This window comes from Iodidimonas sp. MBR-22, assembly GCF_029946565.1.
GTDB lineage: Bacteria > Pseudomonadota > Alphaproteobacteria > Sphingomonadales > Rhodothalassiaceae > Iodidimonas > Iodidimonas nitroreducens.
In genome coordinates this window covers 358,537-376,692 of the sequence record NZ_JARKVQ010000001.1, presented here as the reverse complement: position 1 = coordinate 376,692, position 18,156 = coordinate 358,537, and the positions used below count along the sequence as shown (strand labels likewise).

Below are 18,156 nucleotides of genomic sequence, written 5' to 3'. Positions count from 1 at the left end.
TCTAAAGTCTGTGGCGGCTCGGTGGCCTCCGCCTTCAGATCTTTCATGCCCGCTCATCCTGCTGCTGCGCCGCATCCAAACCATAAGCGCTATGCAAAGCCCGCAGCGCCAATTCAGTATATTCCGAATCGATCAGAACGCTGACCTTGATTTCCGATGTGGAAATCGCCCGGATATTGATGCCGCGATCCGCTAGGGTTCGGAACATGATATTGGCGACCCCGGCATGGCTGCGCATTCCGATCCCGATCACCGAAAGCTTGACCACATCGGAATTGACCTCGATCGATTGATAGCCGATGCGGTCGCGATGATTGGCCAGCACCTCCTGCGTGCGCGCCAGATCGCTTTCCGGCACGCTGAAGGTCACTTCGGCCTCATCCTTATGGGGGGCCTGGCTTTGCACGATCATATCAACAATGATATCGGCTTCCGACAGCGGGCTGAACAGATCCGCCACGGTGCCCGGCCGATCCGGCATTCCATAAACCGTTACAACCGCATCGGCACGCGAATAGGCAAGGCCGGTTACCAGTTCTTTTTCCACGATTTCATCCTCATTCACCACAAGCGTTCCGGGCGTATCCTTGAAACTTGAAAGCACCTGAACCCGCACAGCATGGGTCATGGCCATGGCCACCGACCGGGTTTGCAATACTTTTGCACCAAGTGATGCCATTTCCAGCATTTCTTCATAGGTGACACGATCAAGCTTTCGCGCGCGCGTCACAATCCGGGGATCGGTGGTATAAACACCATCCACATCCGTATAAATATCACAGCGATCCGCCCCCAGGGCCGCAGCCAGCGCCACCGCCGAGGTATCCGATCCCCCGCGCCCCAGAGTGGTGATGCGGTTATCGGGCCCAATGCCCTGAAATCCGGCGATCACCGCCACCTGACCTTCGGCCATGCGTTTTCGCAATTCAGACACATCAATATCTTCGATCCGGGCGGCCCCATGCACGCCACTGGTGATCATCGGCATCTGCCAGCCCAGCCATGATCGCGCCGGCACCCCCATGCCCTGCAAAATGATCGCCATCAGCCCCACGGTCACCTGTTCACCGGTCGAGACGACTGTATCATATTCCCGAGCATCATGAAGGGGAGAGGCTTCCGTGCACCATTTGACCAGCTGGTTCGTTGTCCCGGCCATGGCCGAGACCACCACGGCCACTTCATGGCCTTCATCAACGGCCTGCTTCACATAAGCCGCCGAAGCCCGGATACGATCGAGATCGGCCACCGAAGTGCCACCGAATTTCTTGACAAGACGCGCCATAGAATGGTCCTTGAATCGAAGCAACGAGGACAGCACAACATCAAGATCGTCATGCCGCCCGCAACAAAGGTGGCGTATTCATAGGGCGAACTTTGCCTGCTCGCAAGTTACCCAAAGGATGATCGAAAGGTTTCTCATGAGCCCCAATACAGATCACAGCCCTAAATCCGCCACCATCGACCCTGCTGAAGCCCGCCAATTTGCCGATGTCGCCGCCCATTGGTGGGATCCAAAGGGCCCTTTTCGCCCCCTTCACAAGCTCAATCCCGCCCGACTCGATTTCATTCGCAAGGCCATCACAGATCATAAAAAATGTGATGCCGGATCATTAAGACCGTTCCAAGGCCAGCAGATGGTCGATCTGGGATGCGGCGGCGGGTTGATCTGCGAGCCTTTGGCGCGTTTGGGGGCCGATGTCACCGGGCTTGATGTTTCCGATGAAACCATCGCAATTGCCCAAAGCCACGCCCGATCCATGGGCTTGCCCATCAGCTATCTCAAGGCCAGCGCCGAGGATCTGGCCGATGAGGGCAAGCGCTATGATGTGGTTTTAGCGCTGGAGGTGATCGAGCATGTGGCCGATCCAAAGCTGTTTTTAAAGGCCGTGCGGCAATTGGTGAAGGCGGATGGGCTGGTGATCTTTTCCACCCTTAATCGCACGGCGCGGTCTTTTGCCGTGGGGATTGTGGCAGCGGAATATCTGCTGGGCTGGGTGCCCCGGGGAACCCATGATTGGAAAAAATTCGTCACCCCCGCCGAAATGACCGCACTTCTGGGTGAGCAGGGCTTTGATGTGGGCGCGATCGCTGGCCTATCTTATGATCTTTTAGGGGATCGCTGGCATCCATCCCATGATTGCGGGGTGAATTATATCGGCTGGGCCAAACCCCTTAAAACCGGCTGAAGGGCAAAACCGGCCTCATGGCTGGGGGGCAGGGGGGATGAGGCCGTTCAGGCATCTGATGGCCTGCGCCCGCCGGGTAAAGGCATCACATCCACCCCTTCATCGATCAGGTCGGCGGCATCTTTGAGGCTGGCCTCGCCATAGATATCGCGCTTTTCGGTTTCGCCATAATGCATCCGGCGGGCTTCTTCGGCAAAACGGTCTCCCACATAATCGCAATTTTGTTCCACCTGCCGGCGCATCTCTATCAGGGCTTTGTGCAGGGAATCCGGCATCGTTTTGGGCGGCATCGCTGTGGGCGGCATCTGGCCGGGGGCTGCCCGCGCATCATGGGGCATCGGGGGGGCGTGACCTGCCCCTTTGCCATCCTTTTCACCAGATGAGGAGGCGGCAGACAGCGTGCCGCCGGTCCGGTCCTGATCATCCCCCCCAGAGCCGCGTAAACCGGCAAGCTTGGGGGCTGAAAATGCTTTTGAAATATCCACCGATGCACATTCAGGACAGCTTAAAATCCCGGCATCGCGCTGGCGGCTGAAATCATCCCGCCCGCGAAACCAGCCTTCAAAGCTATGGCCATGGCCACATTTCAGATCAAAAACGATCATGCATTGTCCCTAAAACAAAAAGATCGGGCACCCCAAAGGGATCAATCTCCTATCCTTTATCGCAAAATAAACCGCCATCAAGAACGAAACGGCGATCAGATGGTCAAATGCCGATCATGGCCAAGGGCGGGGATCCGTGCCCGCGCCGCCGCCACCGCATCCAGATCGATGGTGAAAAGGCTCACCCCCCGATCCCGACCGGCATCCACCAGAACCTCGCCCCAGGGATCGACCAACAGGGAATGGCCAAAGGTATCGCGGCCATCCGCATGATGGCCCGATTGCGCCGGAGCCATCACAAAACACCCCGTTTCAATGGCCCGGGCGCGCAGCAGAACATGCCAATGCGCCCGCCCGGTGGTTTCGGTAAAGGCGGCGGGGATGCTCAAAATTTCTGCGCCTGCCTGCGCCAAAGCCCGATAAAGATAGGGAAAGCGCAGATCATAGCAGATGCTAAGCCCCAGTTTTGCAGGCCCGATATCGGCCAGAACGGCCTGTGCGCCGCCCTGATAGGTTCGCGATTCGCGATAGCTTTCACCCGCCCCCAAAGATACATCAAATAAATGGATCTTGTCGTAGCGGGCGATGATCCCGCCATCTGGGCCGATAACAAAACAGCGATTGGCCAAACGCCGCCCATCGTCCTCCTTGCCACCCTCTGTGGCATCAGGCTGAAAAGCGGGCAGTAAAATCGGCATCGAGCCGATCACAAGGGTGGCGCCGCAATCCTGCGCCAGCGCCCGAAAAGCCCTGAGCGCCCGATCCTCGGCTTCGGGCCGGGCCGTGGCCAGGGCACGATCCCGCTGGCGCACAAGGCAGCTTGTCATTTCAGGGGTTGCGATCAGCTGCGCCCCATCCGCTGCCGCCTGCCGGATCATGGCTGAAGCCGTGGCCAGATTATCCTCCACATCATCCGAGGATGTCATCTGCACCATCGCTATGCGCAGGGGGCACGGCATCGGTTCAGGCCCCCAGAAGGGGATCGAGCCCACCCTTGCGATCAAGGGCTACCAGATCATCGCAGCCGCCGATATGGCGATTGCCGATGAAAATCTGCGGCACGGTCGAAGCGCCCCCCGCACGTTCGATCATCTCGGCGCGCTTAGCAGCTTCACTGCCAATATCGATTTCGCGGAACGTCTGGTTCTTTTTCTTCAAAAGGCTTTTGGCGCGCACGCAATAAGGGCACCAGGCCTTGGTATAGATCACCACATCCGCCATATCGTCTCCATTCCTGTTAAGTGCGCCCCGAAAAGCGCCATTGAGCCTATTGATGCGCCGGGGAAAGCACCCGCGCCACCGTGAGTACAGAGATATGGGCAACCCCCGCCTTGCGCAAGACCCGAGCGCAGGCATTGACCGTGGCCCCGGTGGTATAAACATCATCCACCAAAATCACCCGCCGCCCCGAAAGCGCCGCCCGGCTCCGGGCCGAGCCCCCCAGCGCAAAAGCCTTGCGCACATTTTTCATGCGCTCGGATCGATTGAGGCCCCCCATGCTTTTGGTACGCTTCACCCGCACCAGCAGCGTGGGATCATGGGGAATGCCGCTTTGCCGCGATAAGGCCCGAGCCAGAAGCGCCGATTGATTGAAGCGTCGGCTGAAAAGGCGGCTATGATGCAAAGGCACGGGCAAAAGCAGATCCGCATCCGCCAGCAGCCCCCCCCCGGCCCGAGCCATTAAAAGCGCCAGAGGTGCAGCCAGTTCGGTGCGATCAGCGCGTTTATAGGCAAGGATCAGGGAGCGGCTGGCATCATCATAAACCAAAGCGCTCAGCCCCCGATCATAAAGCGGCAAACCCGCCAGACAGGCACCGCACAGGGGGTTGCCTGCCATGGCATACTCAAAAGGATAGCCACAGCGATGACAGCGCGGATCGGTGATGAAGCGCAAGCCGCCCCAGCAGGCTGCGCATAAGGCCCCCTGCCGGTCCACCAGAGCCCCGCAGCCATAGCAGCGTGGGGGCAGGATCAGGTCGATCCCCCGCCGCAGCATGGCCCCCATGGCCGCCAGCCGCCCCCCCATGAAAGAGCCTGCCGTGATCCCCACCCTTATCGAAGAGAGAGGATCGGGATCGGGATCGGGCTTCATGCGCGCCATGGATCAGATCATCCGGGCCGGGATGGATGCGCGCAATCGGGCTTTCAACTGATCTTCTTCAAACAGGGCGGCAAGCTGTTCGGTCATCGCCCCGCCAAGCTGTTCGGCATCAACGATGGTCACCGCCCGGCGATAATAGCGGGTCACATCATGGCCGATGCCGATGGCCAGCAATTCCACCGCCGAACGGCTTTCGATCCAGCCGATCACCTGCCGCAGATGCTGCTCGAGATAGGTGCCGGAATTGACCGACAAGGTGCTGTCATCCACCGGCGCGCCATCGGAAATCACCATCAATATCCGGCGTTCCTCGGGTCGGGCGATCAGCCGGTTATGGGCCCAGAGCAGCGCTTCGCCATCGATATTTTCCTTCAAAAGCCCTTCGCGCATCATCAGGCCCAGATTGCGCCGCGCCCGCCGCCATGGGGTATCGGCGGTTTTATAGATGATATGGCGCAGATCATTCAGCCGTCCGGGATGGGTGGGCTTGCCTTGATTGAGCCATTTCTCGCGGCACTGCCCGCCCTTCCATGCCCGGGTGGTAAAGCCCAGAATTTCCGTTTTCACACCGCAGCGTTCCAGGGTGCGGGCCAATATATCGGCGGAAATGGCGGCAATCGAAATCGGCCGCCCGCGCATGGAACCGGAATTATCAAGAAGCAAGGTGACCACCGTATCGCGAAATTCGATATCGCTTTCGGCCTTGAAGGATAAAGGCTGGGTGGGATTGGTAACCACCCGGCTCAGCCGCCCGGAATCGAGAATGCCTTCTTCCAGATCGAAATCCCAGCTCCGGTTTTGTTGTGCCATCAATCGCCTTTGCAGCCGATTGGCAAGCTTGGTCACCGCCCCCGATAAATGCACCATCTGCTGTTCCAGATAGGCGCGCAGGCGATCCAGTTCTTCGCCTTCGCACAAATCTTCGGCCCGGATCAGTTCATCATAATCGGTGGTAAAGGGACGATAGGATGGCAGATCGGGCGGGGTTTGCGGCGGCGTGTTCGATTGCCAGGGCATGGCCCCTTCCAGGCTGTCGTCGCTTTCATCGGCCTGGGCCACATCCTCGCCATCCAGTTCCACAGCATCGCCATCCTCGCCTTCGGCGTTGCTTTGATCGTCTTCGGCATGATCCGAGCTATCGGCGGCGCCATCGCCGTCTTCGCCTTCGCCGTCCTCACCATCCTCGCGGCCATCGCCTTCATCGGATGCTGTGTCCGGGTCGTCCTCCTCGTCGCGATCCTCGCGCTCATCAGGATGATCGGCCAGATCGAGATCGGCCAGCAACCCGCTCACCTGCCGGGCGAAGGCGCGCTGATCGGTCATTGTATCGCTCAAGCCATCCAAACGATCAGCGGCGCGTTCCTCGACCCAGGCGCGCATCACATCAAGCGCCGATTGCGCCGAAGCCGGTGAGCCTTCACCGGTCATCCGTTCGCGGGCCAGAAGATCAACAATATCCGACAGGGCCACTTCGCCCGGCTCATGCACCCGATCAAGGCCGCGCGCCTTGCAGCGCCGATCCAGCGCATGGGCCAGATTGGCCTTCACCCCGGCCATGGCATTCGCCCCCAAACACTCCACCCGCGCCTGTTCCATGGCATTATAAACCGCCCGGGCAACCTCGCCAGCCGGAGCATGGGCGGCATGAAGCCGGGGATCATGATGGGCAAGGCGCATGGCAAAACCATCGGCATCCCCCCTGAGATCGGCAATCTCATCGGGGGAAAGGCCGCGCGAAGGCGCTTTCAAATGCAGATCGAGCCCCGAAAGGCCCGGCCGATCATGGCTGAAGCTCACCTCCAGTTCCGGCTTGCCCGCCAGGGCCCGGGTCGCCCCGGCCACACTGCGCTTGAAGCTTTCCGCTGGCGATCGATCCTGTGCCGCCATAAAGGCCTTATTCCTCTCTAGCTCGCGCGGGCGATGCGGGTCGCGGATTCAGGCAGATCCGTGCCAAAGCAGCGCTGATAATATTCCGCGACCAGTGCCCGTTCCGCCTCATCGCATTTATTGAGAAAGCTGACCCGGAAGGCAAAGGCCACATCCTTGAAAATTTCGGCATTCTGGGCCCATGTCAGCACCGTGCGCGGGCTCATCACTGTGGAAATATCCCCCGCCACAAAGCCGGCACGGGTGAGATCGGCGACATTGACCATCTGGCTGACGATTTTGCGGCCCGCCTCATTCTGATAATGGGGCACTTTTGCCAGCACAATCTCGGTTTCCGTATCATGGGGCAGGTAATTGAGCGTCACCACCACATTCCAGCGATCCATCTGGCCCTGATTGATCTGCTGGGTGCCATGATAAAGCCCGGTGGTATCGCCCAGGCCCACGGTATTGGCGGTGGCAAACAAGCGAAAAGCGGGATGTGGGCGGATCACCCTGTTCTGATCGAGAAGCGTGAGGCGTCCCTCCACCTCAAGCACCCTTTGGATGACGAACATCACATCCGGCCTGCCCGCATCATATTCATCGAACACCAAAGCAGTGGGCGATTGCAAAGCCCAGGGCAGCAGCCCTTCGCGAAATTCGGTCACCTGCTTGCCATCACGCAGAACAATCGCATCCTTACCCACCAGATCGATGCGGCTGATATGGCTATCGAGATTGATTCGCACGCAGGGCCAGTTCAGCCGCGCCGCCACCTGTTCGATATGGGTGGATTTGCCGGTACCGTGATAGCCCTGGATCATCACCCGGCGATTGAAGGCAAAACCGGCAAGGATGGCCGCTGTGGTTTCCTGATCAAACACATAAGTGGGATCATGATCGGGCACATGTTCGCTCGGCTCGGAAAAGGCCGGAACATCCATATCAAGATCGATACCAAAGGTTTCACGAGCCGAAAGGGTGATATCGGGGAGGCGCGCGCTATCGAGTTTTTCAGAAACGGTCACGTCAGGTCTATCCAATCTGTTCTTGTCTCACTTTTACGCATCGAGCTCATCGGGCGGGCTTATCCGGCGCTTTGCCGCTCATTTCATTGCCTTATCATCTTGCGTCAAATATTTATACGCACCGATCACGGCGTTCAGATGAGGCTCATACCGCCGGTCGCCGCCATGGCTGTCGGGATGATAGCGCCGCACGAGATCTTTGTAGCGGTTCTTTATGTCTTGCCTTGAAGCCGATGCGTCAAGCCCCAGAATTTCGAGGGCTGCCCGGGCCTTGTTGTGATCCCCCTTATGATCAGGCCCTGCGCCCGCCGCTGCCCTGGCCGACCGGGGCCGCTGGCTTTGGGTTTCGGTAAAAAGATCATGGGGATCGTGAAAGGGCGGTTGCCCGTCAGCACCCCGATGATCGGCAGGACGGCTGCCCATCGGCCAGGTTCTGCGTTCCCACATCGGCGCGGCATGGCGCAGGCGCTCGATGTCATCCTGATCCATGCCCATGGTATAATCCCATGCCGCATTAAAGGCCCGGATATGCGGCAGGCAAAACCAATGCCAGCCCGCACCGCCATCCCGGCGGGGGGCGCGAAACAGGCCCGCATCATCGCAGCCTGCCTCGGCACAGGGGCGAAGGATGCCATCCTCCACCTTGCCATGAAATCGTTCGGCGCGTGTCATGGCCCCAATATCGTTGATCGGGGCGGCGGCGACAAGCCCATGCATCCCCCCCCTTTATCCAACAGCCAAAGAACGCTATCTATAAAGACCCATCATCTGATCACAGCGATCTGAAAGAGTCCCATGACCCATCAAAACACACAGGATTCGTCGCAGGATTCAATCGAGTCTCTCGAATCTCTGGGCCCTGCCGGTCAGGCCCTGCAGCAAAAGCTTGCTGCCGCCTTCAGCCCCGATCATCTGCGGCTTCGTGATGAAAGCCATAAACATGAGGGCCATGCAGGCCACCGCCCCGAAGGGGAAAGCCATTTTCATCTGGAAATGACCAGCAGGGTTTTCAGCGGGCAATCGCGTGTGGCCCGCCAAAGAATGGTTTACGCCCTGCTGGCCGATGAATTAAAGCAACAGGTGCATGCCCTGAGCCTGAGCCTTGCCGCCCCCGATGATAAAAGCAAATGATCGGCTTTTGCGATGCGCAAGGCTTGACGTGCCAGCCGATGCGGTGTAGATGCCCCCGTCTGCCGTGAATGGAACCATCCACGCGGCTCTTTGGAAATAGAATGCCCTGATCAGCCCTTTTTGTCTGATCTGGCGCTGCGAACAAACAAGAGGATCAAGACATGTCCCGCCTGTGCGAACTGTCTGGCAAGCGTGTTGAGACCGGCATGAAAGTCAGTCACAGCCATATCCGCACCAAACGCCGCTTCATGCCGAATCTGAAGCGGGTTCGTTTGCTGAGCGAAACACTCGGCCGCGCCGTCAGCTTCCGGATTGCCGTGAGCACGCTGCGTTCGGTCGATCATCGCGAAGGTCTTGATAATTATCTGCTGAAGGCAAGCGACGCCGAGCTTTCCACCAAAGCCCGCCGCCTGAAAGCCGAAATCAAAAAGAAAAAGACGGCCGAGCCTGTCGCCCTCGCCGCTGAATAAGCGCTGCGTTTAAGGCTGAAGCGTCCAAGGCTGTTGGACATTAAAATGAAAGCGCATTGGGATCATTCTCCTGATGCGCTTTTTCATGTTGGGGCTTATGGCTGCGGCATCTTATAGCGCAATAAAATCGTGCGTTGCAGCGGTGAGAAATTATCATCCGAGATGATCGTGATCATCCACTGCCCGGCAGTATCCACATGCACCGCAAGGCCTTCCATATTATCCACGGTCATGGGTGGTTCCAGCCGCGCCAGTTCATCGCCCTTGAGCACCGCATCGGGCAGGATAGCCGCAGCATCAATGCGCAAAAGGCGAGCCCGCACCCCCCTTAAGGGCGAATAGCTGCGCAGCAAAAGCAGCACATCGCCATCGGGCAAAAGAGCCGCTCCCGTAGGTGAAAAACCTTCCGGTGCATCCAGGGCCATCGCCGCCGCTATGCCATCGCGATAAATCCAGGCTTTGAGCGGACCATCCTTTTTCATACGGCCATGCTCTGAAAAAGCTACAACAGCCCCATTAGCCAGGCGCACCATCGCTTCAAGGCCGCCATTGCCGGGATGATCCAGCATCATGGGGGGTACCTCCACCGCCACGCCCGGTGCCAGAAAAAAGGGGGTGGGATCAGCAAAAACATCCGCCGCCCCGTTTGTCGCCCGATCAAACCCTTCAGGCGCAAAGGCCAGCACCCGATCATGGCTTTCATAGCCAACCCACAGGCCATCTTCCATCAGGATCAGCGATTCGGAATCCCGATCACCCGCCGCCAAAGGCACGCCATCAGCACCGCGCATCGGGGCCATCCGCGCCGCCCCCACCCCTGTGGGGCGACCATCACCGGCAGCAGAGTCTAATTCCATCCACAGCCACTGCCCGCGATCCGTCAGCCCGATCATGGTTTTTCCATCCGCACTGATCTCGATCGAGGAAATGCCGCCAAAATCCTTGTTTTTACTTGTCAGTTCCAGAGCCGTAACAAATTCGAGCTGGCCCACTGTTCGCGGCTTTGCGGGATTGGCAGGGCTATACATGCCGATCTCCCGACTTTCGATCACCAGCCCATCATCAGCCATGCCCAAAGAGACGCCATCGGGGGGTGCGGTCTGATCGGCATGGGCGAAACATCCGGCCAGAGAAAGGCCCATCATCAGGATCAAAATCCGGAGCAGACTTTTGCGGGCCATCCGGACGGGCTGTGCAATCATGAGAGACTCCATATCAAAAGCCGCTTTGATGGAAGGGATTGCGGCGCTATGCTGCTTCTTTATCAAGGGTCTGGATCGTTTCTTCAACCCGGCACAATAGCACAGGAGCCGATCATGGATGGCACCAGCATGCTGAAAACCGATGGCCTGATGGCCCGCCGCAATCTGTTGAAGGGGCTTTCAGCCCTGCCGTTGGCGGCTGTTCTGGCAGACCCGCGCCTTGTCCGGGCGGCGGCGGCCGGGCTCAAAAATGTCGAGATCAAAGGCCCTGATGGCCGCACCCTGCGCGCTGCTTTGGCTCTGCCCGAAGGGGCCAGCGCCGATCAGCCCGTGCCCGCGATCATCACCATCCATGAATGGTGGGGGCTGAATGATCAGATCAAGGCGGTGACCGCCGATTTTGCGCAGCAGGGCTATGCCGCTTTGGCCATCGATCTTTATGATGGGGCGGTGGCCACAAGCCCGGATCAGGCGGGCACATTGGCCCGGGAAACAGACCCCGAAATCGCCACCCAAACCCTTCAAAGCTGGGTTTCATGGCTGCGGGCCCATGCCGCCACCAGCGATAAGCTGGGCACGGTGGGCTGGTGCTTTGGCGGCGGCTGGTCATTGAATGCCGCCATTGCAGCGCCTGTGGATGCCTGCACCATTTATTATGGGCGCTGTGATCGCCCGGCCAGCGATATGGCCCGGCTCAATGGCCCGGTGCTGGGGCATTTCGCCAGCCGCGATGGCTATATCGATGAAGCCATGGTGGGCCGCTTCAAAGCCGCGATGGATGAAGCGGGCAAGCCTTATGATGTCTATTGGTATGAAGCCGATCATGCTTTTGCCAATCCCACCAGCGCCCGTTATGATCAAGAGGATGCAGCCCTGGCCTGGAGCCGCACCCAGGCCTTTTTCGCAGCGCATCTCAAAGCCTGAACATGAGTGATCAGGCCCTTGTTTTTGATCGGCGGCTTCTGCGCCAGCGCCGCAGCAAAGCCTGTGCGGGCATGGCCAAAGCAGGCTTTCTGCACGAGGAAGTCGCCGGGCGGCTGCTGGAACGGCTGGGCGATATCAACCGCCCATTCGACAGCGCTGTGGCCTTGGGCTGGGATGCCCCCCATCAGCCGCTGCCCGCCCGCCACAGCTTTTATGCCGATCTTTCGCCCGGGCGCGCGGCCCGGATGCCCGGCCCGGCTTTGGCCTGTGATGAAGAATGGCTGCCTTTGCGTGATGATAGTCTGTCCTTGGTGATCAGCAATCTCGCCCTCCATTGGGTGAATGATCTGCCCGGCACCCTCATCCAGATCAATCGCGCTTTGCGCCCCGATGGCCTGTTTCTGGCGGCCATGCTGGGGGGAGAAACATTGATGGACCTGCGCCGCGCCCTGATGGATGCCGAGCTTGATCTGTGCGGCGGAGTGCGCCCGCGCGTTTCTCCCATGGCCGATCTGCGCGATATGGGTGGCCTGCTCCAGCGGGCCGGATTTGCCATGCCCGTGGTCGATAGCGATCTGATCGAGATCAGCTATGGCGATCCTTTGGCGCTGCTTCATGATCTGCGCGCCATGGGGGAAAGCAATGTTTTATATGATCGCCAGAAAAGCCTTTGGCGGCGCGATGTTCTGATGGAAGCCATGCGCCTTTATCAAAGCCGGCACAGCAATATGGATGGCCGCATCACCGCCCGCTTTCAGATCCTGTTTCTCACCGGCTGGGCCCCGGCCCCGGGCCAGCCGCGCCCCAAACAGCCGGGCAGCGCCAAAATGCGCCTGGCCGATGCCTTGGGCAGCCGGGAAATCAGCATCAAAAACAGCCGCGACCCTTGATCCCTTTGATCTGGCCTATCGGTTTGGCCTGATCTGTTTGGCTTGCGCTAAAGTTCTTGTTTTGTTCTAATCATCGGCAGCCAGCCGATTCCCTATGAACAAGGACCATCTCCCCATGCGCAAGCCCCAACGCCTTGAGTGCATGTATATTGATTTTGATGGATTTTTCGCATCCGTTGAAGAACAGGCACGGCCCGCTTTGCGCGGGCGGGCGATTGGGGTGATTCCTTTTGAGCATGCCACCGCCACCATCGTGATCGCCGCCAATGCCAAAGCCAAACGCTTTGGTGTGAAAACCGGAACCGATGTGGTGGAAGCCCGGCGTTTATGCCCCGAAATCGCTTTGGTTCCACAATCGCCCGATCTATATGCCCGCGCCCATCACAAGCTGATTTTAGAAATCGAATCGGTGCTGCCCATCGATGTGGTGTGCTCGATTGATGAACTGGCCTGCACCCTGAAGGCCGAGGATCAGGCCGATCCGCATCAATTGGCCCGGCGGATCAAGGATCGCATCCGGGATCGGGTGGGGCCTTATGTTACCTGTTCCATCGGCATGGCCCCCAATCGGCATCTGGCCAAAATCGCCAGCGATATGAACAAACCCGATGGCCTGACGATCCTTTATCCCGATGATCTGCCCGGCCCTTTGCTGGATCTGGAGCTTGATGATCTTCCCGGCATTGGTCGGCAGATGCAGCGCCGCCTGAATGCGGCAGGGATCTGGAGCCTGTCGGATTTATGGGATACCCAGCCCAAACAGCTTCGCGCCCTGTGGGGCAATGTGAATGGCGAGCGATTCTGGTATGCGCTTCATGGCTATGCGGTGCAGGCCGAAGCCACGCAGAAATCGATGTTTGGCCATGGTCGGGTGCTGCCGCCGGATCGCCGCGGCTATGATGATGCCAGCGATTATTCCCGCCTGCTGACCATCAAGGCCGCCCGCCGGATGCGCCGAGAGCGCTTTCTGGCCCGGCGATTTGGCCTGTGGCTGATGATGAAGGATGATCGCTGGTCGGGGGAAATGCCTTTGGCGGAAAGCAATGATGATCACAGCTCGCTTCATGCTTTGGAACAGCTCTGGCAGCGGGCGCGGGCCAACCTGCCTCCGGGCCTGCGGGTGGTGCGGGTGCATGTGGCGCATTATGATCTGGTGCCCGAAGGCCACCGGCAGCTTGATCTGCTGACCCCGGAAACGCATCAATCCGAACGCTGGCGGAAAATTTCCACGATCATCGATCAGGTCAATGCCAAATATGCCGCCACAGTGATCAGCCAGGGGGTTTGGGCCCCGCCACCGGGGGGCTATGCCGGGGCCAAGATCGCCTTCAGCCGTATTCCCGATATCGAGGATGGCTGGTGATGCCCCATGATCTGCATCTGAGCGATTATCTCGATGGCTATCGCTTTATCTGCCGCTGCCCCCATTGCGGCCTCACATGGTCTGTGCGGCCTGCCGATCTTTTGCAACGCCCTGATCTGCATGGCCGCATGACCCTTGATGAACTGGCGGCGATCCTGCCCTGTCGCCGTGCCCGGGATCATCAGGGCCGCATTCAGGAACGCGAATCGGCAAAAACCGCCAAAGACCTGCGGATCACCCCGATCAAAAGCCGCCCCGATCATCATTTCATCGCCGGGATGGTGTGATGCCGATGCACCGAAAAAACCGCCTCCGCTCAGCTTTTGGCCGCATCATCAACGATCAGGCGGAAAATATCGGGCCGGGCATAATGGCCCGCCACATCGAGATCGAATTTACCCCGCGCCAGATCGCCGCGATCAAGATCGGCCAACAGCACCGCATCCTCGCCATAGACCGGGCCCGCCAAAATTCTGCCCAAAGGCGAGATGATCACAGAGCCCCCATTGATAAGGGTCGTTTCGGGATCGTTTCCTTCCCGGCAATCAAAATCATCGGGCAGATCCCGCCGCTTCAAATGCTGGCTGGCCGAGAGCACAAAACAGCGCCCTTCAAGGGCGATATGGCGCATGCTGGCCTGCCATTCCTCGCGCTCATCCACCGTGGGGGCGCAATAAAGGGTCACCCCTTGGGCATAAAGATGGCTGCGATAAAGGGGCATATAATTTTCCCAGCAGATGGCCATGCCGATCCGCCCGATGGGCGTTGGCACCACCTCCATCGTCGAGCCATCGCCCTGCCCCCAGATCAGCCGCTCCATCGCGGTAGGCATCAGCTTGCGATGTTTGGCGAGCAGGCGGCCATCCGGGCCAAAAACAAGACTGGTGCAATAAAGCGTGCCGCCCGCGCGCTCGATCACCCCCACCACCAGATAAAGCCCGCAATCACTGGCGATTCCGGCCATGCGATCCAGCGCCGGACCGGGCAGATCAATCGCCGCTTCATGATAGCGACGAAATTGATCCCGTCCTTCAGGGCTGCGCGAGCCCAGCCGGGTGCCAAAATCGATCCCCTTGGGATAGCCCCCGATAAAGGCTTCGGGGAAAACCGCAAGCTCAGCCCCGCCGCGCGCGGCATCGGATGCCAGATCCGCCAGTTTTCCAAGGCTTTTCTGCGTTTCAAAACCGGCTGATCCGGCCTGCACCACAGCGGCTTTTATCCCATCATCCATCGCCTTCATCCTTCAGTTTTTATGCCTGCACTCTTTCGATCCAAGCCGGAAATTAGCATGAAAGCGCGACAAAAAAGCCCCCCGATTGATCACAAAACGGGCATCCAAAAAGGCAACCATCTGCTAAGCTTTTCGTGTCATTCTGTGATCATTCTTTCTTTTATTTGCACGGATTTTCATCATGCAAGATCGCAAGCCATCCGGGCGCGCCCCTTTATTTCTATCAAGCCTGCTTGGTCTGTGCCTGCTGCTCGGTGCCTGTGGCGGGGGCGGATCGGCCAGCAATCGCCCCAATACCACCCCCACCCCCGCACCCCCACCACCACCGCCGCCAGCACCAATTATGGAAAATTTCGATACTGCGGAATTTCGCCGCTCAAACGGGCTTTCCAATATCAATGCTCTCGCCGCCTTTGATGCCGGCGGCACCGGTGCGGGGGTGATCGTGGGGGTGATCGATACCGGCATTGATCGCGAACATCCCGAATTTGCCGGGGCCATTTCCGAATTGAGCGCCGATGTCACGCTCAATCGCGATACCCCCACATTCGATGACAGCGATGGCCATGGCACCATCGTGTCCGGCATCATCGCCGCCCGCCGCAATGATACGGGCACTTTGGGCGTGGCTTTTCAATCGACGATCCTAGCGCTCCGTGCCGATGATCCCGGCTCTTGTGAAACCGAAGATGGCTGCAGCTTCTTTGATCGCGATATCGCCCGGGGCATCAATCAGGCCGTGCGCGATGGGGCGCGGGTCATCAATATTTCCTTGGGCGGCGAAGGCTTTGGCTTTTCAGTTTTACAAGCCGTACGCAATGCCGCCGCCAATAATGTGATGGTGGTGATCTCGGCGGGCAATGATAGTGAAATCGACCCTTCGGGCTTTGCTTTTCTAGCCAATGATCCCCTTACCCGCGATCATGTTCTGGTGGTGGGGGCCACCGATCAGTTCAATGCGCTGGCCGATTTTTCCAATCGCGCGGGCCAATTGGCGGAATTTTTTCTGGTGGCACCGGGCGAGGATATTCTTGCCCCCTTCCCGCAGGAACAATGCGAAACCGGGCCGGGCAATTGCTTTGCCCGGGCTTCCGGCACATCCTTTGCCGCCCCCCATGTGGCCGGGGCGGTGGCTTTGCTGGCCCAGATGTTTCCCAATCTCAGTGCGGCGGAAATCGGCCAGATCCTGCGCGAAACCGCCCTTGATTTAGGGGCGCCCGGGGTGGATGGGGAATTTGGCAATGGCCTCATCGATCTGGCCGCTGCCATTCGTCCGGTTGGGACCACATCCATTCCCACCAATGCCACGGCCAGCCGCACGCTCCCCACCGATGGATCGGCCATGGCCAGTTCGGCGGCTTTTGGCGATGCCTTCAGCGCCGCGCGGGCTTTGGATGGGGTGTTGATGATCGATGGATTTCGCCGCAGCTTTCGCCTTGATCTCAGCCAAAGCATCGAACGCGCACCCGCAGCCCTTGCCTTGCAATCTTTGGTGGATCGGCCCCGACATCTGCCCGGTGGCGATCTGGCGGTGGGGGATGTCGCCCGCTTTTCCTTTTCCGCTTATGATGATCGCTTTGCTCAGGCCCGCGCCGCCCTCAATCCCCGCGCCGCCGCTTTGGAAAGCCCGGCCCGCCCGGTGGCATTTTTATCCGGGCAGATCAATGCGAAAACCCGCGCCAGCCTCGCTTATGGATTATCCCCCGCACGGGTGATCAATAGCGGCCAAGGCCCTGATCCGGCCGAAGATTTCGCCCTGTCCGCGCGGATCGATACGCCCTTTCTGGCGAGCGCCGCCGATCAGCGCACTGTGGCTATTCACCAGCGCCTATCGGGGATGCTGAGCTTTGATCTCGCTTTCGTCGAGGGCGATGGACCGGATGGCAATGGGGGGCAATCTTTGTCTCTGGATCGCTTGGCGCTTGATCGGCGGATCGATGACCCAAGCGGCAACCGCCTTGCTTTGGCCCAGATCAACCTGCGCTTTGGGGGGGCGCTCATCGCGGTTCAGGCCGGAACGCAGGCTGAAAATGGCAGCTTTCTGGGCACCCGCAGCGAAGGTGCCTTTGCTTTGGGCACGGGGGCCAAAAACCAGTTTCTCGCCCTTGATGGGCGCTATGCGTTCTCGGATCGCTTTGAAATCTTTGGCCGTTATCTGATGGGCAGCAGCAGCCTTGATCAACAGGGAAGCGGCCAACAGACGAGCCTTGGCGGATCGCTCTTTTCCGGCCTCGATAAAGTGCGCACGGATAGCTTTGCCTTTGGCCTGCGCCATGCCGGCCTTTTTCATAAAGGCGACCGCGCCGGCTTCGCGGTGATCCAGCCCCTGCGGGTGCGGGGCGGCACGGCAAGCCTGCGGGTGCCGGTGGCCCGGGATTTCGATCAGGATATCTTTTTATTTGAAGATCGTAGCCTGTCTTTGGCCCCCACGGGCCGGGAAATCGATCTTGAATTCAGCTATGGCCTCTCCCTTGATCGCCATAGCCGGATCGAAACCAGCCTTGTGCAGCAATTTGAAGCCGGGCATGTGGATCAGGGCGCCAGCATCACATCCGTGCTTTTACGCCTGCACACCCGCTTTTAAACAACCACCGGCCTCGGCGCTTGTGCCCTTATTGCACGATTTCCCAGCTTCCATCGGGCTGACGGCAGGCCGTGCCATAGCCGGTTTGCGGCTCGCCACCCACCATGATGCTTTGGGTATATTCCCGGCAATAGCGGCCTTCTTCCGGCTGATAGGCAGCTTTGGGCTCCACCCAACCCCCATGGCCGGTATCGGGATTGTACCATTCAGTCCGGGTGCCGGAGGGGGCGGTTTCAAAGGCTTTTTGCTGGGCCTGAGCCAAAGCGATCCGGTCGGCGCGATCCAGATCCTTGCCCACCTGATTGCCAAGGGCCGCCCCGGCAACGGCCCCCAAAGCCGCGCCAATCTTGCCGCTATCGCCCCGGCCACCGATTTCCGAGCCGATCAAACCACCCGCCACACCGCCGACAACAGTTCCCCAGAATTCTTTCTCGCCATTGCCCTGATTGCTACAGGCGGCCAAACCCAAGACCAAAAAGCCGCTCATGAGCCATGTGGAAAGCCGTGTCGTTTTGTAAAATCTGGTCATGTCCTTTGATCCTCATACCCCTTCAAGGTGATCTGATTCT

Annotated in this window: 19 protein-coding genes; 8 read left to right on the top strand and 11 right to left on the bottom strand. The window is 59.1% G+C overall.

Annotation, left to right across the window (positions count from 1 at the left end; genetic code table 11):
• Window positions 1–43: 43 nt before the first annotated feature.
• On the bottom strand, window positions 44–1,285 hold the full coding sequence (locus QK300_RS01760; RefSeq protein WP_281299707.1) for an aspartate kinase: 1,242 nt from the start codon (window positions 1,283–1,285) through the stop codon (window positions 44–46).
• Window positions 1,286–1,421: 136 nt separating this feature from the next.
• On the opposite strand from QK300_RS01760, the gene ubiG reads away from it, so the two are divergent.
• Complete coding sequence (ubiG, locus tag QK300_RS01755; RefSeq protein ID WP_281299708.1) at window positions 1,422–2,189, top strand: bifunctional 2-polyprenyl-6-hydroxyphenol methylase/3-demethylubiquinol 3-O-methyltransferase UbiG; 768 nt, start codon at window positions 1,422–1,424, stop codon at window positions 2,187–2,189.
• Window positions 2,190–2,236: 47 nt separating this feature from the next.
• On the opposite strand, the gene QK300_RS01750 is transcribed toward ubiG, so the two are convergent.
• The 7 genes from QK300_RS01750 to QK300_RS01720 all read right to left on the bottom strand — a co-directional run bounded on the left by QK300_RS01750 (window position 2,237) and on the right by QK300_RS01720 (window position 8,509).
• Entirely contained in the window at window positions 2,237–2,794 is a 558-nt protein-coding gene (locus tag QK300_RS01750; protein ID WP_281299709.1) for a DUF1178 family protein, read from the bottom strand.
• A gap of 95 nt (window positions 2,795–2,889) precedes the next feature.
• Window positions 2,890–3,741 carry a carbon-nitrogen hydrolase family protein gene (locus tag QK300_RS01745; RefSeq protein WP_348651806.1) on the bottom strand — a complete coding sequence of 284 codons (852 nt, stop codon included), beginning with the start codon at window positions 3,739–3,741 and terminating at the stop codon, window positions 2,890–2,892.
• Between the two features lie 16 nt (window positions 3,742–3,757).
• Window positions 3,758–4,015: a glutaredoxin 3 gene (gene grxC / locus QK300_RS01740; RefSeq protein ID WP_042086922.1), complete on the bottom strand. Its 258-nt coding sequence runs from the start codon at window positions 4,013–4,015 to the stop codon at window positions 3,758–3,760.
• Between the two features lie 46 nt (window positions 4,016–4,061).
• The gene (locus QK300_RS01735; RefSeq protein ID WP_281299711.1) at window positions 4,062–4,895 is read right to left on the bottom strand and encodes a ComF family protein; all 834 of its coding nucleotides are present in this window, start codon (window positions 4,893–4,895) and stop codon (window positions 4,062–4,064) included.
• Window positions 4,896–4,898: 3 nt separating this feature from the next.
• Window positions 4,899–6,782 carry a cobaltochelatase subunit CobT gene (cobT, locus tag QK300_RS01730; RefSeq protein ID WP_281299712.1) on the bottom strand — a complete coding sequence of 628 codons (1,884 nt, stop codon included), beginning with the start codon at window positions 6,780–6,782 and terminating at the stop codon, window positions 4,899–4,901.
• Between the two features lie 17 nt (window positions 6,783–6,799).
• Window positions 6,800–7,792 (bottom strand): cobaltochelatase subunit CobS, encoded by a 993-nt coding sequence (cobS, locus tag QK300_RS01725; RefSeq protein WP_281299713.1) that lies wholly within the window; start codon window positions 7,790–7,792, stop codon window positions 6,800–6,802.
• Between the two features lie 78 nt (window positions 7,793–7,870).
• On the bottom strand, window positions 7,871–8,509 hold the full coding sequence (locus QK300_RS01720; RefSeq protein WP_281299714.1) for a J domain-containing protein: 639 nt from the start codon (window positions 8,507–8,509) through the stop codon (window positions 7,871–7,873).
• Between the two features lie 78 nt (window positions 8,510–8,587).
• On the opposite strand from QK300_RS01720, the gene QK300_RS01715 reads away from it, so the two are divergent.
• A complete protein-coding gene (locus QK300_RS01715; protein ID WP_281299715.1) occupies window positions 8,588–8,923 on the top strand; it encodes a BolA family protein in 336 nt (111 codons plus the stop codon).
• Between the two features lie 161 nt (window positions 8,924–9,084).
• The gene (rpmB, locus tag QK300_RS01710; RefSeq protein WP_281299716.1) at window positions 9,085–9,393 is read left to right on the top strand and encodes a 50S ribosomal protein L28; all 309 of its coding nucleotides are present in this window, start codon (window positions 9,085–9,087) and stop codon (window positions 9,391–9,393) included.
• Window positions 9,394–9,488: 95 nt separating this feature from the next.
• Here the strand turns inward: rpmB and QK300_RS01705 are convergent, their stop codons facing one another.
• Complete coding sequence (locus QK300_RS01705) at window positions 9,489–10,595, bottom strand: esterase-like activity of phytase family protein (protein WP_281299717.1); 1,107 nt, start codon at window positions 10,593–10,595, stop codon at window positions 9,489–9,491.
• Window positions 10,596–10,709: 114 nt separating this feature from the next.
• Here QK300_RS01705 and QK300_RS01700 point away from each other — a divergent pair, with 114 nt between their 5' ends.
• The 4 genes from QK300_RS01700 (at window position 10,710) to QK300_RS01685 (ending at window position 14,059) form a co-directional block, all read left to right on the top strand.
• Window positions 10,710–11,519 (top strand): dienelactone hydrolase family protein, encoded by an 810-nt coding sequence (locus QK300_RS01700; protein ID WP_281299718.1) that lies wholly within the window; start codon window positions 10,710–10,712, stop codon window positions 11,517–11,519.
• Between the two features lie 2 nt (window positions 11,520–11,521).
• On the top strand, window positions 11,522–12,409 hold the full coding sequence (locus QK300_RS01695) for a methyltransferase domain-containing protein (RefSeq protein WP_281299719.1): 888 nt from the start codon (window positions 11,522–11,524) through the stop codon (window positions 12,407–12,409).
• A gap of 115 nt (window positions 12,410–12,524) precedes the next feature.
• Window positions 12,525–13,772, top strand: coding sequence for a hypothetical protein (locus tag QK300_RS01690; protein WP_281299720.1), 1,248 nt, complete (start codon window positions 12,525–12,527; stop codon window positions 13,770–13,772).
• Complete coding sequence (locus QK300_RS01685; RefSeq protein WP_281299721.1) at window positions 13,772–14,059, top strand: hypothetical protein; 288 nt, start codon at window positions 13,772–13,774, stop codon at window positions 14,057–14,059. The genes QK300_RS01690 and QK300_RS01685 overlap by 1 nt, the downstream gene beginning before the upstream one ends.
• A gap of 29 nt (window positions 14,060–14,088) precedes the next feature.
• Here QK300_RS01685 and QK300_RS01680 read toward each other — a convergent pair whose 3' ends face one another.
• Window positions 14,089–15,003 (bottom strand): carbon-nitrogen hydrolase family protein, encoded by a 915-nt coding sequence (locus tag QK300_RS01680; RefSeq protein WP_281299722.1) that lies wholly within the window; start codon window positions 15,001–15,003, stop codon window positions 14,089–14,091.
• A gap of 181 nt (window positions 15,004–15,184) precedes the next feature.
• On the opposite strand from QK300_RS01680, the gene QK300_RS01675 reads away from it, so the two are divergent.
• Window positions 15,185–17,587 (top strand): S8 family peptidase, encoded by a 2,403-nt coding sequence (locus tag QK300_RS01675; protein WP_281299723.1) that lies wholly within the window; start codon window positions 15,185–15,187, stop codon window positions 17,585–17,587.
• Window positions 17,588–17,615: 28 nt separating this feature from the next.
• Here the strand turns inward: QK300_RS01675 and QK300_RS01670 are convergent, their stop codons facing one another.
• Entirely contained in the window at window positions 17,616–18,116 is a 501-nt protein-coding gene (locus tag QK300_RS01670) for an RT0821/Lpp0805 family surface protein (protein ID WP_281299724.1), read from the bottom strand.
• Window positions 18,117–18,156: the final 40 nt, after the last annotated feature.